Source organism: Streptomyces sp. NPDC104367 (assembly GCF_055583825.1).
In genome coordinates this window covers 308,843-328,132 of record NZ_JBVJND010000009.1, presented here as the reverse complement: position 1 = coordinate 328,132, position 19,290 = coordinate 308,843, and the positions used below count along the sequence as shown (strand labels likewise).

Annotated in this window: 11 protein-coding genes; 6 read left to right on the top strand and 5 right to left on the bottom strand. The window is 73.7% G+C overall.

The features are described 5' to 3' along the window. Positions 1-355 precede the first annotated feature (355 nt). On the bottom strand, positions 356-904 hold the full coding sequence (locus tag ACZ619_RS16725) for a MarR family winged helix-turn-helix transcriptional regulator (protein ID WP_469599214.1): 549 nt from the start codon (positions 902-904) through the stop codon (positions 356-358). 141 nt (positions 905-1,045) lie between these two features. On the opposite strand from ACZ619_RS16725, the gene ACZ619_RS16720 reads away from it, so the two are divergent. Next, entirely contained in the window at positions 1,046-2,317 is a 1,272-nt protein-coding gene (locus tag ACZ619_RS16720; RefSeq protein ID WP_469599241.1) for an MFS transporter, read from the top strand. 56 nt (positions 2,318-2,373) lie between these two features. On the opposite strand, the gene ACZ619_RS16715 is transcribed toward ACZ619_RS16720, so the two are convergent. After that, positions 2,374-4,020 (bottom strand): ATP-binding SpoIIE family protein phosphatase, encoded by a 1,647-nt coding sequence (locus ACZ619_RS16715; RefSeq protein WP_469599212.1) that lies wholly within the window; start codon positions 4,018-4,020, stop codon positions 2,374-2,376. A 195-nt stretch (positions 4,021-4,215) separates the two neighbouring features. Continuing rightward, positions 4,216-5,595, bottom strand: a complete 1,380-nt coding sequence (locus tag ACZ619_RS16710; RefSeq protein WP_469599210.1) for an NAD(P)/FAD-dependent oxidoreductase — start codon at positions 5,593-5,595, stop codon at positions 4,216-4,218. 412 nt (positions 5,596-6,007) lie between these two features. Between ACZ619_RS16710 and ACZ619_RS16705 the strand changes: the two genes are divergently transcribed. Then, positions 6,008-6,772 carry a TetR/AcrR family transcriptional regulator gene (locus ACZ619_RS16705; protein WP_469599208.1) on the top strand — a complete coding sequence of 255 codons (765 nt, stop codon included), beginning with the start codon at positions 6,008-6,010 and terminating at the stop codon, positions 6,770-6,772. A gap of 250 nt (positions 6,773-7,022) precedes the next feature. After that, the gene (locus tag ACZ619_RS16700; RefSeq protein ID WP_469599207.1) at positions 7,023-8,906 is read left to right on the top strand and encodes a sigma-70 family RNA polymerase sigma factor; all 1,884 of its coding nucleotides are present in this window, start codon (positions 7,023-7,025) and stop codon (positions 8,904-8,906) included. Here ACZ619_RS16700 and ACZ619_RS16695 read toward each other — a convergent pair. Both ACZ619_RS16695 and ACZ619_RS16690 read right to left on the bottom strand, forming a co-directional pair. Beyond that, positions 8,893-12,219 (bottom strand): AfsR/SARP family transcriptional regulator, encoded by a 3,327-nt coding sequence (locus tag ACZ619_RS16695; RefSeq protein ID WP_469599205.1) that lies wholly within the window; start codon positions 12,217-12,219, stop codon positions 8,893-8,895. The genes ACZ619_RS16700 and ACZ619_RS16695 overlap by 14 nt on opposite strands. A gap of 496 nt (positions 12,220-12,715) precedes the next feature. Beyond that, positions 12,716-14,794 (bottom strand): asparagine synthase-related protein, encoded by a 2,079-nt coding sequence (locus ACZ619_RS16690; protein ID WP_469599203.1) that lies wholly within the window; start codon positions 14,792-14,794, stop codon positions 12,716-12,718. 748 nt (positions 14,795-15,542) lie between these two features. On the opposite strand from ACZ619_RS16690, the gene ACZ619_RS16685 reads away from it, so the two are divergent. The 3 genes from ACZ619_RS16685 (at position 15,543) to trmB (ending at position 19,283) form a co-directional block, all read left to right on the top strand. Next, on the top strand, positions 15,543-16,967 hold the full coding sequence (locus ACZ619_RS16685; protein WP_469599201.1) for an MFS transporter: 1,425 nt from the start codon (positions 15,543-15,545) through the stop codon (positions 16,965-16,967). Between the two features lie 77 nt (positions 16,968-17,044). Then, a complete protein-coding gene (gene lhgO, locus ACZ619_RS16680) occupies positions 17,045-18,265 on the top strand; it encodes an L-2-hydroxyglutarate oxidase (RefSeq protein WP_469599199.1) in 1,221 nt (406 codons plus the stop codon). 121 nt (positions 18,266-18,386) lie between these two features. Beyond that, the gene (trmB, locus tag ACZ619_RS16675) at positions 18,387-19,283 is read left to right on the top strand and encodes a tRNA (guanosine(46)-N7)-methyltransferase TrmB (protein ID WP_469599197.1); all 897 of its coding nucleotides are present in this window, start codon (positions 18,387-18,389) and stop codon (positions 19,281-19,283) included. Positions 19,284-19,290: the final 7 nt, after the last annotated feature.

The following is a 19,290-nucleotide window of genomic DNA, read 5'->3' as shown; positions in this document are numbered from 1 at the left end:
CTCGGTGCTTTCCAGGTTCTCGCTCTCGCGTTTCCCTTTCCGGCGGTTCCGACTCTATCAGATCCTTTCGGCGTCTGATTCCCAGTCAGAGGGGGCTTGTCTTCCCGGCTGTTGGGCCGTTCCGACGTCTCAAACCTTAGCGGATCCGCTCCGCGATTCCCAATCGGGGCCGCGGGCTCCTATTCGAATTGAATTCGGGCACGCCGAAATCAACCCGGTCAGGAGATCGTGCTGGTGGTTTGAGGTGCCGTTCAAGACGGCTGAGTGTTTTCGGAGAACCGTTCCGGCTCTGCGGCAACCCGAAGAATTTTACGGATCGGCCAGGGGCGTGTCAAGCACCCCTTGTCAAGATCTTTTAGTCGAGGTCGGTGAGCCGGCCGCCGGCGTCGGGCTGGGCGTGCTCCACGCGGCGCAGCAGCCGGGTGAGGACCTCGCCGAGCACCGTGCGGTCCGCCGGAGAGAGGTCCTGGAGCAGGTCCTCCTCGAAGACGGAGGCGAGGCGCATCGCCTCCAGCCACTTCTCGCGGCCCTCCGGCGTCAGCTCGACGATCACCCGGACGCGGTTGGTCTCGTCCCGCTCCCTGGTGACGAGACCCTCGGCGACCAGTCGGTCGATGCGGTGGGTCATCGCCGCCGGGGTGAGCCCGAGGCGCTTCGCCAGCTCGCTGGGCCCCATCCGGTACGGGACGCCGGAGAGGACGAGGGCCTTGAGCACCTCCCACTCGGCGTTGCTGATGCCGAGGGCGGCGGTCTGGCGGCCGTAGGCGACGTTCATCCGGCGGTTGAGCCGGGACAGTGCCGAGACGATCTTCTCGACCTGGGGGTCGAGGTCCTGGAACTCGCGCTGGTAGGCGGCGATCTGTTCGTCGAGTGTCGGCTCGCCGGCGCCGGTGGTGTCGGCCATGGGTCGAAGTATCGCACGGGCGCGCTTGGCGTTGAAGTCCTTCTCTATGTACTCTTTAGCTTCGAACTTTAGCTTCTAAGTCTTCAGGCTTCAGCAGTCCGAAGGCTCAACTACTTGAGAGAGGTGAACGTGACCAGGGCGATGGGCGCAGCGATGCGCCGGATCCACGTGGGCAACGCACTCAGCGCGTTCGGGCTCGGCTTCACCGTCCCCTATCTGTACGTCTACGTGGCGCAGGTGCGGGGACTCGGTGCCATGACGGCGGGGGTCGTCCTCGCCGTCTTCGCCGTGGCCGCGCTGATCGTGCTGCCGTTCGCCGGCCGGGCGATCGTGCGCCGCGGCCCGCTGCCGGTCCTGCTCACCGCCCTGGTCACAGCCGCGCTGGGGGCCCTGAGCCTGGGGCTGGCGGGGAGCGCGCCGTCCGTACTGGGGGCCGCCGCGCTGCTCGGGGCCGGGCAGGCCGTGATGCAGCCGGCGCTGGCGACGATGATCGTGGACTGCTCGACGGCGGAGACGCGGTCGCGTGCCTTCGCGACGCAGTTCTTCCTGCAGAACCTGGGGCTGGGTGTCGGCGGCCTCATCGGCGGCCACCTGGTCGACACGACCCGGGTGTCGTCGTTCACGCTGCTCTTCGCGATCGAGGCGGCGATGTTCCTGCTGCTGGCCGTGGTGATGGCGACGGTGCGGATGCCGCACGCGCCGCGGATCGGACAGGCGCCGACCGCTTCCGCCAAGGGCACCTGGAAGCAGTTGCTGGGGAACCGGGCGATGGTGCAGCTGTGCGTGCTGGGCTTCGTGCTGTTCTTCGCCTGCTACGGCCAGTTCGAGTCCGGGCTCAGCGCGTACGGCGTCGAGGCGGCGGGGATCTCCACGTCCGCGCTCGGGACGGCGCTGGCCGCGAACACGCTGGTGATCGTGGTCGCGCAGTTCGCGGTGCTGCGGTTCGTCGAGCGGCGCCGCCGGTCGCGGGTGATCGCGGGGGTCGGGCTGATCTGGGCCGTGGCGTGGGCCGTGGCCGGGTACGCGGGGCTCGGACACGGCAGCCAGGAGATGGCGACGGCGGCGTTCGTGTCGACGTACGCGCTGTTCGGGCTGGGGGAGGCGATGCTGTCGCCGACCGTGGCCCCGCTGGTGGCCGATCTGGCGCCGACGGGCATGGCCGGGCAGTACAACTCGGCGTTCGCCCTGGTGAAGCAGTTGGCGCTGGCGGTCGGCCCGGCGGTGGGCGGCCCCATGGCGGCCTCGCTGCACGCGCCGTACATCGTGACGTTCCTGCTGTTCTCCCTGGCGATCAGTGTGCTGGCGGTGCGGCTGGGCGGGCGGCTCACGGATGTGCAGGACCAGCCCTCGCTGGTGGCGCGGAGCAAGGTCGTGGCGCGGGGCGGCGCGGCCGCGGAGTCCGTGAGCGCGTAGCGCCCCAGGCATGACGCCCCGTGGCGGCCCGCGACCGTGCGACCGGTCGCGGGCCGCTATGTCCTGGGCAGCACGAACTCGCACCAGACCGCCTTGCCGCCGCCGGGGGTGCGCCGGCAGCCCCAGCCCGAGGCGATCGTCGCCACGATGGCGATGCCCCGGCCCGACTCGTCCCCCGGCTCCGCGCGCCGCCGCCGCGGCAGGTGGTCGTCGCCGTCGGTCACCTCGATGATCAGTCGGCGGTCGGTGCGGCGCAGCCGCAGGCGCATGGGCGGGATGCCGTGCTGGAGGGAGTTGGCGACCAGCTCGCTGGTGGCGAGGACGCCCAGGTCGTGGAGGTCGGGCGGGAAGCGCCAGCTGGTCAGCACGCCGGAGGCGAAGGCACGCGCGCGTGGCGCGGCCTCGATGCCGCCAAGGAGTTCCAGCGCGGCGTTGCGGAAGAGGTCGACGTCCGGGCCCGTGCGGGCCGGGTGCTGGAGGACGAGGACGGCGACGTCGTCGTCGTGGTCGGCGGTGACGCCGGCCGAGCGGACCAGGCGGTCGCAGATCACCTGGGGCGTGCCCGTGGCCCCGGCCAGTGCGCGCTGGAGGGAGGCGATGCCCTCGTCCAGGTCCTCGTTGCGGCGTTCGACCAGGCCGTCGGTGTAGAGGACGGCCGTCGAGCCGGGGCCCAGCGGTACCGAGCCCGACGCGTGGATCCAGCCGCCGGTGCCGAGCGGCGGGCCGGTCGGTTCGTCGGTGCGCAGGACCGTGCCGTTCTCGTCGCGGACGAGGATCGGCAGGTGGCCGGCGGAGGCGTAGACCAGCCGTCCCTCGTTCGGGTCGTGGACGGCGTAGACGCAGGTGGCGATCTGGTTGGGGTCGATCTCGGTGGCGAGGCCGTCGAGGAGCTGGAGGACCTCGTGGGGCGGGAGGTCCAGGCGGGCGTAGGCGCGGACCGCCGTACGGAGCTGGCCCATGACGGCGGCCGCGCGAACGCCGCGGCCCATCACGTCGCCGATGACCAGGGCCGTGCGGCCGCCGCCGAGGGTGATCACGTCGTACCAGTCGCCGCCGACCGCGGCCTCGGTGCCGCCGGGCTGGTAGGTCGCGGCGATCCGGAGGTCGTCCGGCTGTTCGAGTTCCTGCGGAAGGAGGCTGCGCTGGAGGGTGACGGCCGTCTCGCGCTGGCGGCGCTCGCTGGCGCGCAGGCGCTCGGCGGCTTCCGCGTGGTCGGTGACGTCTGTGGCGAAGAGCAGGACGCCGCCGTCGCGGTCGCCGTTCTCGGCGACCGGGGTGCAGGTGAACGTGTAGGTGCGGCCGTCGAGGGCCTTGCGGGACTTGAGGGTGCGGGGCTTGCCGCTGCGCAGGACCTGGTCGAGCAGGGGGAGCAGACCGAGTTCGGCGAGTTCGGGCAGGGCCTCGCGGGCGAGATCGCCCGGGGGACGTACGCCGAAGGCCGTCGTATAGGCGTCGTTGACGTACGCGATGCGGTGGTCGGGGCCGTGGACGAGGGCGACCAGGGCGGGTACGCGGTCCAGGACGTCGCGGGCGGGCAGTTCGTCGACGGCGGGCACGCAGGGCGGGTCGTCGGTCAGTTGTTCGGCGCGGGCGGCGGGCACGGAGCCTTCCCCTCGTCGGTCCGGAGGGACCGCGTGCTCGGTCCGCGCTGCGGCGCGACGCTGCGTTCCGGGGAGCCGGGCGCTCCAGCGCGTGAAGTTCACGAATCCTTGCCTCGTGTCGTCGTCTCCGGCCGGCTGTGGGAGCGGCCGGGAGTCCGGGGGGATTGTTCCCCCGGTGCAGTTCTGGGGAGAAGGGGAGAGAAGCCTTGTGCTCGGTCTGGGGGCAGTCTGGCAGGGTGGCCGTCGGCGACGACATCCGTCAGACGCCGGGGCGGGCCGTGGAGTTCCTGAGTTCCGTCAGGACGACCCGTTCGAGTCGTCGGAGGGACTGTGAGGAGGCTTTCCACCGGCCGCGAGTTCGAACTCCGCTCGGGGGTGTTCGAGTGATCCGAGCGAGACGATCTCCCGTTTGAAGAGCCCGGAGAGGGTCCATTCGGCGAGGACGCGGGCCTTGCGGTTGAAGGTCGGCACCCTGCTGAGGTGGTAGACGCGGTGCATGAACCAGGCAGGGTAGCCCTTCAGCTTGCGTCCGTAGACCTGGGCGACGCCTTTGTGCAGTCCGAGGGAGGCGACGGCACCGACGTACGCGTGCGCGTAGGTGTCGAGGGGTTCGCCGCGCAGGGCGTGGGCGATGTTGTCGCCGAGCACCCTGGCCTGGCGGACCGCGTTCTGGGCGTTGGGGGCGGTGTCGGTGCCGGGTTCGGCGGCGGTGACGTCGGGGACGGCGGCGGCGTCGCCCGCGGACCAGGCGTGCCGGACGCCGTCGACGGTCAGCTCGGCGGTGCATTTGAGCCGCCCGCGCGGGGTGAGCGGCAGGTCGGTGGCGGCGAGCACGGGGTGCGGTCGGACGCCGGCCGTCCAGACGAGGGTGCGGGTCGGGAAGCGCTGGCCGTCGCTGAGGACGGCGATCCGGTCGGCGCAGGACTCCAGGCGGGTCCCGAGCAGCACCTGGATGTTGCGGCGGCGCAGTTCGGTGACGGTGTAGCGGCCCAGCTCATGGCCGACCTCGGGGAGGATCCGGTCGGTGGCCTCGACGAGGATCCACTTCATGTCCTCGGGCTGGACGTTGTGGTAGTAGCGGGTGGTGTAGCGGGCCATGTCCTCCAGCTCGCCGAGTGCCTCCACGCCGGCGTAGCCGCCGCCGACGAAGACGAAGGTGAGGGCCGCGTCGCGGATCGCGGGGTCGCGGGTGGAGGAGGCGATGTCCATCTGCTCGATGACGTGGTTGCGCAGCCCGATGGCCTCCTCGACGGTCTTGAAGCCGATGCCGTGCTCGGCGAGGCCGGGGACGGGCAGCGTGCGGGCGATCGAGCCGGGCGCGAGGACGAGTTCGTCGTACTCCAGAAAAGTGGCGCCTTTTCGCTCCTCCGCGGTGGCGAGCGTGGTGACGGCGACGGTGCGCTTCGCGTGCTCGACGGAGGTCACCTCGCCGATGACGACATGGCACCGGTCCAGAACGCGCCGCAGGGGTACGACGACATGACGAGGGGAAATCGAACCGGCCGCCGCTTCGGGAAGGAACGGCTGGTACGTCATATAGGGATCGGGGGTGACGACAGTGATGTCGACCTCGCCCCGGCTGAGCTCCCGCTTCAGCCTCCGCTGCAACCGCAGGGCCGTGTACATCCCGACGTAGCCGCCGCCGACAACGAGAATGCGCGCACGTTCCTTCACCATCCCATGACGCACCCGTGACTGTTGTTTGTCCACAGCCCCGGCAATTTGTGTGACCGGCGAGCGGCTGTGCGGAACGCCGGGAACGGGCTCCGACCGGACGAAAGGGGCCAGGTCAGTGGGGGCGGACAGGGGGGCGTGAAGGTACTGAATCGGGCGGTAAACGACTCGTACTCCGATCGGGGGGCGCTCCGTGCGGAACGTCCCCCTTCTGAATTGACAGCCTCTCAACTATGTTCGTGTGTCGACGGGGTGTAGGGGATGTGGTCGAACGGCCCGCGACGGGCGGTCCGCTCGGCCGGCGGTCCATGGATCGGTCATGGACCGGTCGCCGCATCGGCGGTTCCACTTGCTCCGGCCTGTCAGTGGCGGGGAGAGTCTCCGGGGGGAGACGTCATTAACCGGGGGAACACAGATGCATATTCAGGACACGCAATGGTCAACCGCCTCCGCTCTCGTGTCCGGGGGCGCAACGGTGGGCGCGGCGGGCGGCGGACGCGGTGACGGGCCGCGTACGACGCCGCTGCGGGTGGACGCACAGCGCAATCTCGAACACGTGCTGCGTGCGGCGCGCGAGGTCTTCGGCGAACTGGGGTACGGCGCGCCTATGGAGGACGTGGCACGGCGGGCGCGGGTCGGGGTCGGCACGGTGTACCGGCGCTTCCCGAGCAAGGACGTGCTGGTCCGGCGGATAGCCGAGGAGGAGACCTCCAGGCTGACCGACCAGGCGCGGGCCGCGCTCGGGCAGGAGGACGAGCCGTGGTCGGCGCTGGCGCGCTTCCTGCGCACGTCGGTGGCGTCGGGCGCCGGGCGGCTGCTGCCTCCGCAGGTGCTCCGGGTCGGCGTGCCGGAGGAGATCGGCGAGGGTGCCGGGGCCGAGGAGGCCCGGGTGCCGCAGCAGCGGACCCAGCCGGGCACGGGTGAGCTGCGGCTGGTGCCCGAGGAACGGGAGCCGGTGACCGCCGACGACGACGCGGGGGCGACCGCGCTGCTCGAGGTGGTGGGCCGGCTGGTGGAGCGGGCGCGGGCGGCCGGTGAGCTGCGGCCGGACGTCTCCGTCTCCGACGTGCTGCTGGTGATCGCCACGGCGGCGCCGTCGCTGCCGGATCCCGCGCAGCAGGCGGCGGCCTCCTCGCGGTTGCTGGACATCCTGCTGGAGGGGCTGCGGTCCCGCACCTGACCGTGGGCGGGGTGCGGGTGAGTGCGGCTTGTCGCGCACTTCCCCGCGCCCGTCGCGGGGCACTGCGGCCGATGGGTCCGGTGAGGCGCGACAGCCGTCGCTTCCCCTGATGGGTGATCGTCAGTGTGGCGTGTTGACAAGTGCGCTCGGACGAGTGGTAGCTCTGTCCCCCAGGGGCCTGAACAAAAGCCAGTGTGGCACTCTGACCCGGTGATTCGGTCGGTTCGGGCAGGTATCGGGGGCGTCCGCGATGAGCGTTGACGGGTGGGACGAGTCGTCCATCGGTGACGGGACTGCCTCGCCGCAGGTACCAAGCCAGGGCGGCCGCGCCGGTGTGCCGCCGCTCGGCGATCCCGTCGATCCCGTCGATCCCATGGAAGGGAACGTTCCGGCACAGCGCGACGGGAGCGTGCTGCCGCCGCCGCGCCAGATGCCGCCCGCCGACACGCTGTTGATCGAGCGGATGCGGGGCGGCGACGACTCGGCGTACGAGGAGCTGTACCGGCGGCACGCGGACGCCGTGCGCCGGTACGCGCGGACCTGCTGCCGGGACGGGCACACCGCCGACGACCTCACCGCCGAGGTGTTCGCCCGCATGCTCCAGGCGGTACGCGGCGGCTCCGGGCCCGAATACGCCGTGCGCGCCTATCTGCTGACCTCCGTGCGCCGGGTCGCGGCGCAGTGGATCAAGTCGGCCCGGCGGGAACAACTGGTCGACGACTTCGCGCTGTTCGCGGCGCAGGCCTCGCGCGGCTCCGAGGTGTCCGACGACGACACACTGGACCTCGGCGCCGACGTCCTCGCGATGCACGAGGCCGAGCAGTCGATGGCGATGCAGGCGTTCCGCTCGCTGCCCGAGCGCTGGCAGGCCGTGCTGTGGCACACCGAGGTCGAGGACGAGTCGCCGAGCGAGGTGGCCACCCTGTTCGGGCTGGACGCCAACGGCACCCGGGTCCTGGCCAGTCGGGCCCGCGAGGGCCTCAAGCAGGCCTACCTCCAGGCCCATGTGAGCACGTCCCTCATCGACGACGAGGAGTGCGCCCGCTACGCCGACCAGCTGGGCGGCTACGCCCGCCGCAAGCTGCGCGTCCGCGCGGAACGGGGGCTGCGCAAGCACCTGGAGGAGTGCGCCAGGTGCCGCCTGGCCGCCGCCCAGATCGAAGAGGTGGCCGCCGGCATCCCGGCCGTCGTACCGGTCGCGGTCATCGGCTGGTTCGGGGCCGCCGGGTACGCCAAGGCGCTCGGGATCGTCGCCGGGGGCGCCGGAGCGGGGGCCGCGGGGGCGGCCGCCGCGGCGAGCGGCTCGTCCGGTGGCGGCGGTGCCGGCGGCGCCGCGGCCTCGGAGGGGCTGGGGGCGCCGGTGAAGGCCGGTATCGCCGCCGGGGTGGTGGCCGCGGCGATCGCCGCGGTGGCCCTCGCCCTGGTGAACGACAGCCATCCCGCCAAGGAGGTCGCCAAGCCCTCCCCGTCCGCGCCGGTGGTCCAGCCCGCGACACCGGCCCCCGCCCCGCCGAAGAAGCAACCGGAGCCCGTGCCGGTCGTCCTCGCCCCGGAGCCGACCCCGACGCCCACCCCGACCCCGACGCCGACCCCCACCCCCACCCCCAGCCCGAAGGCCACGCCGACCCCCACGCCCACCCCCACCCCGAGCCCCGCCCCGACGCCGACACCGACCCCGACGCCCACCGCGCCGCCGGCCCCGGTCGTCTACGAGTGGAGCGAGCTGGACTACGACGTCTCCGGCGACGGCACCGGGCCCGAGATGCGGCTCGGCGAGAGCGGCTGGGTGTGGCAGCGGTACGGCATGACGGTCGCCGACAAGGAGTACGCGCGGGGCGTCACCGTGCACGGCCGGTCCTCCGTCACCATCGACCTCAACCGCCGGTGCACCGCCTACGACGCGCTGGCCGGCGTCGACGACCTGACCCTCGGGCTCGGCAAGGTCTCCTTCGCCGTCTACGGCGACGGGACGCGGCTGTGGCAGTCCGGGGTCGTCGAGGGCGGACAGGCCGCCGTACCCGTCCATGTGGACCTCACCGGGCACAGCACCGTCCGCCTGGAGGTCGAACCGCAGAGCGACCTCGACGCGGTGGCGCTCGCCGACTGGGCCGAGTCGAAGTTCACCTGCCGGTAGCGGTACCGGTACCGGTGGGGGCCGGTGCCCCGGCCAGTTCGCGCAGGACGTCCGCCTCGGTGAGGGACGCTCCCAGGGCGCGCTCCGCCGCGTACCGCCGCGGGGTCAGCGCCGCGCGGGCGGCCGCGTCGATCTCCTCGGCGCGGGTGCGCTCCGGCTCGGGACGGGGGTTCCCTGCACGCCACCGGTCGGCGGCCGCGGACAGCCGTACCGCACCCGCCGGATCGCCGAGCCGGGCCAGCAGATCGGCGCCGATGTCCGCCATGGCCGCCGTGATCGTCTCGGCGCAACAGCGGTCCACCGCCTCGCGCAGTCCGCCGACGAGGACCGGCAGCGCCTGCGCCGGACCCGACTCGTCCGCCGTGATCAGGGTCTCGACCGAGCGCAGGGCCGCCGTGAACTGCGGCGGCGGGGAGCCGTTCACGGTCGCCCGGGCGGCGACGTCGTACAGCCGGCGTGCGCGGGAGAGATCACCGTCGGCATGGGCGATGTGTGCTCGCAGCAGCGCCACATAGGCCTTCGTCTCCGCCATCGCGTACCGGTCGGAGACCTCGTCCGCCTGGTCCAGGACGGCCTCGGCGCCCGCGCGGTCGCCAAAGCGGAAGGCGATCTCGGCGAGGCGTGCCAGCAGGAACGGCGACTCCGCGTGGGCGCCGACCTCGTGGGCGAGCCTCAGCGCCTCCTCGTACTCGCCCGCCGCCTCCGCGAACCGGCCGCGTGCCATGGCCGCCTCGCCCGCCGCGCTGCACACCTGCGCCCGCATCCACCGGTCCCCGACCCGCCGGCTGAGGACGCGCAGCTCGGCCAGGTCCTCGTCGACGCCGCGCAGGTTCCCGGACGTGTCGACCAGGACATGGGTGCGGTACATCAGGGTGACGCCGATCTCCCAGTCGCCGCCGTACTCGCGGCAGTTGGCCACCACCGCGGCCATGTCGGGCCCGACGTCCGCCGGGTCGCCCAGGTACCAGGCGGTCAGCGGCCAGATGATGCCGGGCATCCGGGCGGCGCGCGGACCGCCGGGCTCGTAGGCGGCCCGGACCCGGGTGACGTACTGCGGGGCCCGGTCGTCCGTCAGCAGGTCGTCGAAGCCCGCCTCGGCGGTCAGGAACAGGCTGAGCATCCTCAGGTCCATGCGCAGCTCGCGCAGCGGATGCCCGGCGTCGGCGTCCGGCACGGCCAGCAGCGCGCCCACCGGGTCCGCCGCGTCGGCGGCCGCGGCCAGCTCCCGCGGACCGGCGCCCTCGGGCAGGGTGTCCCGGGCGACGCCCAGCCGCAGCACCGTACGTACCCAGGCCAGCGCCTCCTGCCGGTAGTTGCGCAGCCACCAGAACCAGGAGACGGCGAGGACGATCCGGCCCGCCACCTCCTCGTCGCCGTCCCGCACCGCGCGGTCGAGGGCCGCCCGGATGTTGTCCAGGTCGGTCTCCAGGCGGCCGATCCACGGGAGCTGCTCGCCGGACCGCAGTTTCGGCTCCGCCTCCGTCACCAGCGCGCGCACCCACGCGCCGTGCCGCCGCTCGGCCGCCGCTCGCGGCCCGGGAGCCTCCGCGGCCCGCTCGACGGCGTACTCGTGGATGGTCTCCAGCATGCGGTAGCGCATCCCGCCGGTGCCGTCCGGACCGGTGGGGGCGGCGACGACCAGGGACTTGTCGACGAGCGCGCCGACGAGGTCGGCGGCGGGGCCGGTGCACACGGCCTCCGCCGCCGCGAGGTCCCAGCCGCCGGCGAAGACGGACACCTCGCGCAGGACCGTGCGCTCCCGCTCGTCGAGGAGGTCCCAGGACCAGTCGACGACCGCGCGCAGGGTCTGCTGGCGGGGCAGGACCGTGCGGCTGCCGGAGGTGAGCAGGCGGAAGCGGTCGTCGAGCCGGTCGGCGATCTGCCGGGGCGTCAGCACCCGGAGCCGGGCCGCGGCCAGCTCGATGGCGAGCGGCAGTCCGTCCAGCCGGCGGCAGATCTCGTCCACCGCCGCCCGGTCGCCCGGCCGGGTGCCGGAGTCGGGGCGGACGGTGGCCGCGCGCTCCTCGAACAGGCGGAGCGCCTGTGCGGGGGCGAGGGGCTCGACCGGGCGCACCGACTCGCCCGGGACGCCCAGGGGTTCACGGCTGGTGGCGAGGATCGTGAGCCCCGGGCAGCGGGTGAGCAGGGTCTCGGCGAGGGCGGCCGCCGCTTCGATGACGTGTTCGCAGTTGTCAAGGATCAGGAGCAGGCTGCGCGAGGCGCAGAACTCGACGAGCAGGGCCGTGGGGTCGGCCTGCGGGGTCGCCAGCTCGCTGGTCATGAGCACGGTCTCGCGCAGACCGAGCGCGCTGACCACCGCGCCTGGCACCGCCTCCGGCCGGTCGAGCGGGGCGAGCTCGACGAGCCATGCCTGCGGGAGCCCGGCGGCGGCCTCCTCGGCGAGACGGGTCTTTCCGGAGCCGCCCGGTCCGGTGAGGGTGACGAGACGGGCCCTGTGCAATTCGGAACGAACGGTGTCGAGTTCGGGTTCCCGGCCCACGAAAGAGGTAAGGCGTGGACGCAGGTTGCCGGTGCGGGGCGGGGGCGCGCCGAGCGGGGCGGCCTTCGGCACCGCCCGCGGGGAGCGCTCCTGCCGGAGCAGCGCCGCGTGCAGATTCTTGAGTTCCTGGCCGGGGTCGGTGCCGAGGCCGTCGGCGAGGGTGCGGCGGGCGGTCTCGTAGGCGGCGAGCGCGTCCGCCGGGCGGCCGGTGTCGCGCAGGGCGCGGACGAGGAGGGCGTGCAGCGGTTCGTCGTACGGGTGGGCGGTGGTCAGCCCGGTCAGTTCCGGTACGAGGTCGGCGGCGCGGCCGAGCCGGAGGGCGGCCTCGGCCCGGGCGCGGGTGGCTTCCAGCCGGAGCGTGTCGGGGCGGACGGCGGCCGACGCGCGGTCCGGGAGGTCGGCGAGGGCGGGGCCGTGCCAGAGGGCGAGGGCCTCGGTGAGGACGCGGTGCGCTGTCGCCGGGTCGCCCGCGGTCAGGGCCCGGGTGCCTTCGCGCACCCGCCGTTCGAAGACGTGGAGGTCGACGTCGTCCTCGGTCGCGGTGAGGCGGTAGCCGCCGGGGGTGGAGACGACGCTGTCCCTGCCGAGGGCGCGGCGGAGCCGGCCGACGAGGGCCTGGAGGGCGGCCGGGGCGTCCTGGGGCGGGTCGTCGTCCGCGGCCCAGATCTCCTGGATGAGGGTCTCGGGGGTGAGCGTGCGGGCGGGATGGCGGGCGAGGACGGTGAGCAGCGCGCGGAGGCGGGGGCCGCCGACGGGTATGGGGTTGCCCTGACCGTCCCTCGCTTGGGCCACGCCCAGAATTCGGTACCGCACCGGGCCATTGTCGCCGGGGAAGCACAGCGGGGCACGGGGGTTTCGGCACGGGGCGTGCGACGGGCCACCGAGGTTTCGGCACGGGGCGTGCAGCGAGGCCTGGGGGTTGGGCACGAGGGCGATCAGCGAAGCCCAGGGCTGGGCACGAGAGCGTGCAGCGAGGCCCGGGCTGAGCACGACGGCGGTCAGCAAAGCCCAGGGCTGGGCACGAGGGCATGCAGCGAGGCTCAGGGGCTGAGCACGACGGCGATCAGCTGGGCACGGCGGTGCGCGGCGCGACGGCAGGCAGCCGAACACGGCGGGGCGAGGCGGGTACCGGGGGGCCTGCGCGGTGGCGTGCCGTGGTCTCCCGTGTCGGTGGAGTGGCGTCCGTGTCCGCCCCTGCCGCCCCGGGGTGTCTCCCAGGTACTCAAGGCACCCACGGCACCCATCGCGCTCATCGCGCTCATCGTGCTCAAGGCAAGGGGAGGCACGTCGGGAGGGGTGGTCCGGTGGTTCAGGCTCCCGAGGCCAGGGCGCCCCGCATCGGGCGGATTCCGGCGGGGACCGCGCGGGCCCGGGCCGGGGTGCCCGTCCAGCAGGTGCCGCGGCGGGCGAGGAGCCGGCGCAGCCAGAGCTCCAGCGACACCAGGTCCGCGAGGCCGTCCAGCGGCAACGGCTCCCCCGCCGCCGCCGAGCGCAGCGCCTTGCGGACCACCCTCGCCTCCACCAGGCCCGCCTGCGCCAGCAGCGGCGTGGAGAAGAGGGCGATCAGGTCGTCGGCCGCGACGCGCAGCCCCGTACGGGTCGCGGCCGCCGAGGACGCGTGGGTGGGGGCGCCCCAGCCGCCGGGCAGGTCCGTGACGCCGGCGCCCTCCAGGACCGTACGGAGGATGACCGCGCGGGCGCCCGGCTGGACGCGCAGCGCCTCGGGGAGGTCGCGGCAGGCGCGGACCACCTGGTTGTCGAGGAAGGGCGCGTGCAGGCGCTGGGAGCGGACCTCGGCGGCCTGTTCGAGGACGCGGATGTCGGCCGCGTGGCGGGCGAGGACGGCACGCGCGCGGTAGTCGCCGGGGCGCTGCCCGGGACCGACGCCGGAGCGGTTCGCCGCCCCCTGGAGCAGAACCGATACTTCGGCCAGTGCCTCCCCGGTCAGCCAGCGGGCCGCCGGGCCCGGTCTGGCCCAGGTGAGCGCCGCGAGGGACGCGCCCACCGCGCCGCCGGGGTCGTCGAAGCGGCGCCGCAGCAGGCGCTCGGCGAGGGACTCCACGCCCGCGCGGTACGGCGTGCGCGACAGGCGGCGTGCCGCGCTGTACACGCGCGCGGGGACCATCACGGAACCGTCGGCCTTGGCGAGCGCGGCGACCGGGCGCACCAGGTGGCGCCGCTTGCGGTCCATCAGGAGGTCGGCGAGGCGGGCCGGGTGGGCGTCCAGGACCTGGCGGGCGCCGTAGCCGGTGAAGTGGTCGGCGCTGCCCGCGGCGAGCCGGGCGCGGTGCCGGGCGGCGTGCACGAGCGACGGCCCGGGTTCGTCCGTGAGCGGGCCCTCCAGGTCGGCGTAGGGCAGCAGTTCCTCGCCGCCGGTCACCACCACGTGGTGCAGGCGCGGGTTGGCCGCCAGGGCCCCCGCGCGTTCGAGTTCCGCCTCGCGGCCGCCCACGGCGAGGTCGTTGAAGGTGACGGCGAGGAGGCGCTCGCCGGCGCCCGTGCCGTGGCCCAGGATCGTGCCCGGCATGCCGGGAAGGCCGGCGGCGAGCAGGGCGAGGGTTCCCGACGCCGGGCCGCCGGAGAGGTCGGCGCCGATGCCGGGGACCGGCATCCCGCGCGCCGCGCGGCGCTCGGCGGGGCCCATTCCGGGCACCGGACCAGGGTCGATGTCCGGGACGTGCCGTGGCGCCGACAGCCGCGCGCGTACGGCTTCTACGAGTGCGTCCCGGACGGCGTCCACCGCGCTGTCGGGATCGGCGGAGGGGGCGGCGACGGCCAGCGAGGCGACCTGCTCGTACCCGGCGATCTCGCGCGCCCCGGTGCGCAGGATCAGCGCATGCCCCGGCGGAATGCGCCGCACGCCCTCGTACGGGGTCGAGTCGTGCACCGCGGCCGGTACCTCGGGGGCGGCGAGCAGGGCCGCGAGGTGGCCGTAGTCGAGGTTGGCCTCGATGAGGTCGGCGAGCGGCAGCGCGGCCGTGGCGTAGGCCGTACCGCCTGCCCAGGGGCTGTAGAAGACCGGGCGGGCGCCGGCCAGGTCGCCGCAGACGGTGACCCGGCGGCCGACCTGGACGACGGCGGTGTAGCTGCCGGGCCAGGCGGTCAGATGCCGGAGTGCGCCCCCGCGCGCCGTGAAGAGGCCGAGGCGCAGCTCCTCGTCGGTGGCGCCGCAGGTGCCGAGGACGGCGATGCGGTTCTGCGCGTCGGCCTTGATGACGCGTACCTCGTCGGGACGCCAGTCGCCGACCGCCCAGAGCGGGTCGGGGTCGCCCCACAGGAGCATCGAGCCGACGGGGTGGACGGTCTCGCCGTCGTATCCCATGGCGCCGGCGGAGCCGATCGTGGCGGCACCGGAGGCGGTGCTGCTCCATCCCACCAACCACCGCATCGACGCCTCCACAGGCTGTGGACAACCAGTGCACCTCGGGAACCGGACCCCATGCTGCCATGAAGGACGCGCTCCGGAGCGACGGTGGGGCCGCCTTTGATCCGCCGGGGACGCGCGGGAGTTGCCGGGGAGTTGCGGTGGAGTTGCCGCCGGAATAGGCACGCGCGCGTGCCGCGCGAAAAGCGAACCGCCGTACGAGGCAAAGAGACTGCGACGCGAATGCGCCCCCTGTACGCTCCCCCAGGACGCCCTTCGCGCCCTCAATTCCCGTGGTGGGAGCGTTGATCGCCCGCGAAAGGTGGGGGCGATTTTCGGCCAAATCGCCGACGGCGGCGCGGGCTTGAGCACGCTCCGTACATGCTTTGCGCATCGCACGCGCACGTACCCGGGTGCGCACAGTCCGGGAGGCGGGCATCGCCTCCCGGACCGGTCCGCCACCCGCGGGGATGTAGGTGGCGGTGTCCCCCAGCCCACTGGATCCAGTACAGCGGGCCGACCCACGCACGATCCATGCAACCGCTCCCCCCGTGGCCGGAGAAGAGCGCACGCACGGGCGCACGGCCACACGGCGGGGGCACATCGCGACGGGCCGTGCACGGTGCGTACATGGGCCGTACTCGCGTACGGACCACAATCCCGCCAACCGGAACAATGCCTCTTAACGCTTGGGATGCGGCGAACTACGCTGGGTTTACGAATGCCGCGTGGTTATGCCAGCGCGGCAGCCGTCTGTGTCGAGGGGTGGCGCATGTCCAGGGAGCAACGCGGGCCGAACGAAAAGCTCGGCGCCGTTCTCGCCCTCGCGGGAATCAGCAACGCAGGACTCGCGCGACGCGTCAACGATCTTGGCGCTCAACGCGGGTTGACTCTTCGCTACGACAAGACGTCGGTGGCGCGCTGGGTGTCGAAGGGCATGGTGCCGCAGGGCGCCGCGCCGCACCTCATCGCGGCCGCGATCGGCCAGAAGCTCGGCCGCCCGGTGCCGCTCCACGAGATCGGCCTGGCGGACGCGGACCCCGCGCCCGAGGTGGGCCTCGCCTTCCCCAGGGACGTCGGACAGGCGGTGCGGTCCGCGACGGAGCTCTACCGTCTCGACCTCGCCGGCCGCCGGGCCGGGGCCGGCGGCATCTGGCAGTCACTGGCCGGTTCCTTCGCGGTGAGCGCCTACGCGACGCCCGCCTCACGCTGGCTGATAACCCCCGCCGACAGCTCCGTCGCACGCGAGACGAACGGTGCCGACGGCGCGGGCGGGGCGCTCAGAGTCGGCCACAGCGACGTACAGAAGCTGCGCGAGGCCGCCGAGGACGCCAGGCGCTGGGACTCCAAGTACGGCGGCGGTGACTGGCGTTCGTCGATGGTGCCCGAGTGTTTACGGGTGGAGGCGGCGCCGCTGCTGCTCGGGGCGTACTCCGACGAGGTCGGGCGGGCGCTGTTCGGGGCGAGTGCCGAACTCACCCGGCTCGCCGGGTGGATGGCGTTCGACACCGGGCAGCAGGAGGCCGCGCAGCGGTACTACATCCAGGCGCTGCGGCTCGCCCGCGCGGCGGCGGACGTGCCGCTCGGCGGGTACGTCCTGGCGTCGATGTCGTTGCAGGCGACGTACCGCGGGTTCGGCGACGAGGGCGTCGATCTCGCGCAGGCCGCCGTGGAACGCAACCGCGGGCTGGCGACCGCGCGGACCATGAGCTTCTTCCGGCTGGTCGAGGCACGGGCACACGCGCGTGCCGGTGACGCACAGGCCGCCGGGGCCGCGCTGAAGGCCGCGGAAGGGTGGCTGGAGCGGTCGCGGGAGGGGGACAACGATCCCTCCTGGCTCGGGTTCTACGGGTACGACCGGTTCGCCGCGGACGCGGCCGAGTGCTACCGGGACCTGAAGGCGCCCCGGCAGGTGCGGCGCTTCACGGAGCAGGCCCTTTCGAAGCCGACGGAGGAGTTCGTGCGCTCGCACGGGCTGCGCCTGGTCGTCTCGGCCGTCGCCGAGCTGGAGTCGGGGAACCTCGACGCGGCGTGCGAGCAGGGCGTGCGGGCCGTGGAGGTGGCCGGACGGATATCTTCGGCGCGGACCACGGAGTACGTGAAGGACCTGCTGCACCGGCTGGAGCCGTACGGGGACGAGCCGAGGGTGGTGGAGCTCCGGGAGCGGGCGCGTCCGCTGCTGATGGCGCCGGCGTGAGGGGCGCCCGGGAGGGCGCTCCGCAGACCCGCGTTTGAAAGCGATGTCAGTGGCGCAGTGCACTATCGACGTGGGAGGTGGTGCAGGTGCGGGCCGGGATCGCGTACGACTGTGACGTGCTCGTCGTCGGGGGTGGCATCGTCGGGCTGTCGACCGCGTATGCGATCACCCGTGCCGCGCCCGGGACGAGGGTCACCGTGCTGGAGAAGGAGGCCGGGCCCGCCCGGCACCAGACCGGGCGGAACAGCGGCGTCATCCACAGCGGGATCTACTACCGGCCCGGATCGCTGAAGGCCCGGTACGCCGTCGGCGGCGCCGCCGAGATGGTCAAGTTCTGCGCGGAGTACGGCATCGCGCACGCCGTCACCGGCAAACTGATCGTCGCCACCGAGCGGGCCGAGCTGCCCCGGCTGCACGCGCTCGTGCAGCGCGGCCGGGAGAACGGCATACCGGTGCGGGAGCTGGGCGCCGCGCAGATCGGGGAGTACGAACCCGAGGTGCGCGGCCTGGCCGCCATACACGTGGGGACGACGGGCGTGTGCGACTTCGTGGGCGTGGCGCGGCAGCTCGGCGCGGGCTCCGGGGCCGACATCCGCTACGGCGCGCAGGTGGTCCGCGTGGACCGGCGGCCGGAGCGGGGCGTGGCCGTGCTCACCTCGCGCGGGGAGGTCGTCCGGGCGCGGGTGCTGGTCAACTGCGCGGGCCTGCACTGCGACGAGGTCGCCCGGCTGACCGGGGACGAGCCGGGGATGCGGATCGTGCCGTTCCGGGGCGAGTACTACGAGCTGGCGCGGCCCGAGCTGGTGCGGGGGCTGGTGTACCCGGTGCCGGACCCGGCGTTCCCCTTCCTCGGGGTGCACCTCACGCGCGGTGTCGACGGCGGTGTGCACGTCGGGCCCAACGCGGTGCCGGCGCTGGCCCGGGAGGGGTACGGCTGGGGCGTCGTACGGCCGCGCGAGGTCGCCGGGACGCTGGCCTGGCCGGGCTCGTGGACGCTGGCGCGGCGGCACTGGCGGTACGGGGGCGGGGAGCTGCGCCGGTCGGTGTCGAAGCGGGCCTTCACGGCCGCCGTACGACGGCTGCTGCCGGCCGTGGAGCAGGGGGACCTGGTGCCGACGGCGGCCGGGGTGCGGGCCCAGGCCGTGCTGCGGGACGGGACGCTCGTCGACGACTTCCTGATCAAGGAGGGCGCACGGGCCGTGCACGTGCTGAACGCGCCCTCGCCCGCGGCGACGGCCTCGCTGCCGATCGGGCGGGAGGTGGCGCGCAGGGCGCTGGAGATGCTGGGCGCGGTGTGAGCGCGCGCCCCCGCCCGCCGAAACGGCCCGGCCCCGGGCGAGAGCCGTACGGGGGCGCCGTACAGGGGGCCGCACGGGGCGCCGTACGAGGCGCCGCGCGGGCCGTAAAATCGACTGCACTGTGTCTGAGTCTCTCAATGCCTCCGAAACCCCCCGGCCCGCCGAGCACACCGGGCACGCCCCCGGCGAGCCCTCCGGCCACGACCACCTCCCCGGGGTGTCCGTCCGGCACACCCGGGCCAAGGGGGAGCCGCGGTTCCCGGACGGGCCGAGGGCCGATCCGGCCGGGTCGCACTTCGAGCGGCGGATCCGCAGCTTCCAGCCGCGCCGCAGCCGGGTGACCGCCGGGCAGGCGGACGCGCTGCAGCGGCTGTGGCCCACGTGGGGACTGGACATCGACGGGCAGCGGACGATCGACCCCGGTGAGCTGTTCGGCAACGGCAATCCGGTCGTCCTGGAGATCGGGTTCGGGATGGGCGAGGCCACCGCGCAGATGGCCGCCGGGGACCCCGGCGTCAACATCCTCGCCGTGGACGTGCACACGCCCGGGCAGGGCAATCTGCTCAACCTCGCCGACCAGCAGGGGCTGTCCAACGTCCGGGTCGGCAACGGGGACGCGATCATCCTGCTCCGCGAGATGCTGCCGCCCGACTCGCTGGACGGGCTGCGGGTGTACTTCCCGGACCCGTGGCCCAAGAAGCGGCACCACAAGCGGCGGCTGATCCAGCCCGAGTTCCTGGACCTCGCCGCGACCCGGCTGAAGCCGGGGGCCACCGTGCACTGCGCGACGGACTGGGAGCCGTACGCCGAGCAGATGCTCGACGTGCTCACCGCCCACCCGGAGTTCGAGAACACGCAGGCCGACGGCGGTTTCGCGCCACGTCCCGGGCACCGGCCGCTGACCCGTTTCGAGGGGCAGGGACTGGACAAGGGACATGTGGTGAACGATCTGCTCTTCCGTCGCGTACAGCAGCGGGTGGAGCAGAGCGAGCAGGACCGACAGGAGTCACCTCGTTAGGGTCGAT

What these genes read in the sequence shown, in the direction of transcription:
- ACZ619_RS16710 (WP_469599210.1), bottom strand. Translation starts at nt 5,595, where the DNA reads ATGGTGAAGGAACGTGCGCGCATTCTCGTTGTCGGCGGCGGCTACGTC.
- ACZ619_RS16725 (WP_469599214.1), bottom strand. Translation starts at nt 904, where the DNA reads ATGGCCGACACCACCGGCGCCGGCGAGCCGACACTCGACGAACAGATC.
- ACZ619_RS16720 (WP_469599241.1), top strand. Translation starts at nt 1,046, where the DNA reads ATGGGCGCAGCGATGCGCCGGATCCACGTGGGCAACGCACTCAGCGCG.
- ACZ619_RS16705 (WP_469599208.1), top strand. Translation starts at nt 6,008, where the DNA reads ATGCATATTCAGGACACGCAATGGTCAACCGCCTCCGCTCTCGTGTCC.
- ACZ619_RS16700 (WP_469599207.1), top strand. Translation starts at nt 7,023, where the DNA reads ATGAGCGTTGACGGGTGGGACGAGTCGTCCATCGGTGACGGGACTGCC.
- ACZ619_RS16685 (WP_469599201.1), top strand. Translation starts at nt 15,543, where the DNA reads ATGTCCAGGGAGCAACGCGGGCCGAACGAAAAGCTCGGCGCCGTTCTC.
- ACZ619_RS16690 (WP_469599203.1), bottom strand. Translation starts at nt 14,794, where the DNA reads ATGCGGTGGTTGGTGGGATGGAGCAGCACCGCCTCCGGTGCCGCCACG.